This is a genomic window from Ureaplasma diversum NCTC 246 (genome assembly GCF_000731915.1).
Taxonomy (GTDB): domain Bacteria; phylum Bacillota_I; class Bacilli_A; order Mycoplasmatales; family Mycoplasmoidaceae; genus Ureaplasma; species Ureaplasma diversum.
In genome coordinates this window covers 1-1,472 of record NZ_JFDP01000106.1, presented here as the reverse complement: position 1 = coordinate 1,472, position 1,472 = coordinate 1, and the positions used below count along the sequence as shown (strand labels likewise).

The window sequence follows — 1,472 nt, the reverse complement described above, 5'->3', positions numbered from 1 at the left end:
TGTCAGGATTTGAATTTGTTAATGAACAAAATAAACCAGAAAATAGTAATGAACAAATTAATCATTCACTTTTTGATAAATTTGACAAACAAAAGTTAGTTTATTTAAAATCTTTAATTGCTTTATTTGTTTTGTTTGCAATTATTATATGTTGTATCTGTTTAATAGCAACAGCTAAATATATAATAATTAACGATTGAAGCCATAGTTATAAAATAGCTTTATTTGCTTTATTACTAAGTATTAGTTTAATTCCATTTATTATTTTATATCTAAGAATGTTTGTAATACTAGCTAGAATTCAAGATATTTTATTAGAATGGTTTGAACAAGAAAGAGTATATACTAATAAAATAGATCAAGACCAATTAGCTAAGCTTAATAAAATGATTAAATATAGTATTTATTTGTCAATAACTTTTATAAGTATGCTGTTTTTTGTTAAAATATTCCTATATTTACAAAGTGTTGCTAAAAAAACTTAATTTTTGTTTTTTCTTGTAAATTTTAAAAATTTTATTTTATAATTACTCTATGCAACACAAATATCCATCTTTCAAGCATTATTTTTAAACAATAAAAAGCCTTGAAAGTAATAGCTAGGGGTATAGTTCAATGGTAGAACTGCGGACTTCAAATCCGCGTGTTGTGGGTTCGAGTCCTGCTACCCCTGCCATTAATATTTAAAAGGTTGCACTAAATGACCTGTGCAGCCTTTTTTATGTTAATAAAAGTTTGGAATTTAAGAAATATCAACAAAAGACCGCTCGAAGCTTAGCTTCATAAGCGGTCTTTTGTTGTCTATAGCTATTTATCTTTTCGAGCTTTTAAAGCTTCAAGTTCATATACTTGATCTCTTAAAACCATAGCTAGTTCATAGTTTCGTTCTTTAGCAGCATCTAGCATTGCTTTTTTAAGTGATTTGATTTTTTGATCAATTTCTGATTTAGTTGATTTATTAGTAAATATATTAGCTTGTTGTTTAGCTTCTGAGTTAATTAGATGTTCATTAATTGGTTTGATGATGGTTTTGGGTGTGATGTTGTGTTTCTTATTATAAGCGATTTGGATATCACGTCTTCGTTTGGTTTCATTGATTGCAATTTCCATAGCTTGTGAGATTTGATCTGCATACATGATTACTTTTCCATTAATGTTTCGAGCAGCTCGACCAATGATCTGAATTAAAGCTTTATCACTTCTAAAGAAACCAGTTTTATCAGCATCAAAAATAAAGACAGTACTTACTTCAGGAACATCTAACCCTTCTCTTAATAAGTTGATTCCAACAACACAATCATAAACACCTAATCTTAATTTGTTAATGATTGATGCTCGTTCTAATGTTTTTAGTTCGTTGTGTAAATAAGCTGATTTAATGGGTGTGTCATTTAAATGTTTTGATAATTCTTCAGCCATTCTAATGGTCATTACAACAACAAATGCTCGTTCATTTTTGTTTTTAAGTTCAA

General features: G+C 27.8%; 2 protein-coding genes and 1 tRNA gene. 2 read left to right on the top strand and 1 reads right to left on the bottom strand.

Annotated elements, in window-relative coordinates:
* Both UDIV_RS04675 and UDIV_RS04115 read left to right on the top strand, forming a co-directional pair.
* Positions 1–485: hypothetical protein (locus UDIV_RS04675; protein ID WP_038103751.1), on the top strand; the 485-nt coding region annotated here is incomplete at its 5' end.
* A 116-nt stretch (positions 486–601) separates the two neighbouring features.
* Positions 602–676 (top strand) — tRNA-Trp (locus UDIV_RS04115).
* A gap of 131 nt (positions 677–807) precedes the next feature.
* On the opposite strand, the gene UDIV_RS04110 is transcribed toward UDIV_RS04115, so the two are convergent.
* On the bottom strand, positions 808–1,472 hold a 665-nt coding region (locus UDIV_RS04110), incomplete at its 5' end, for a helicase-related protein (RefSeq protein WP_038103745.1).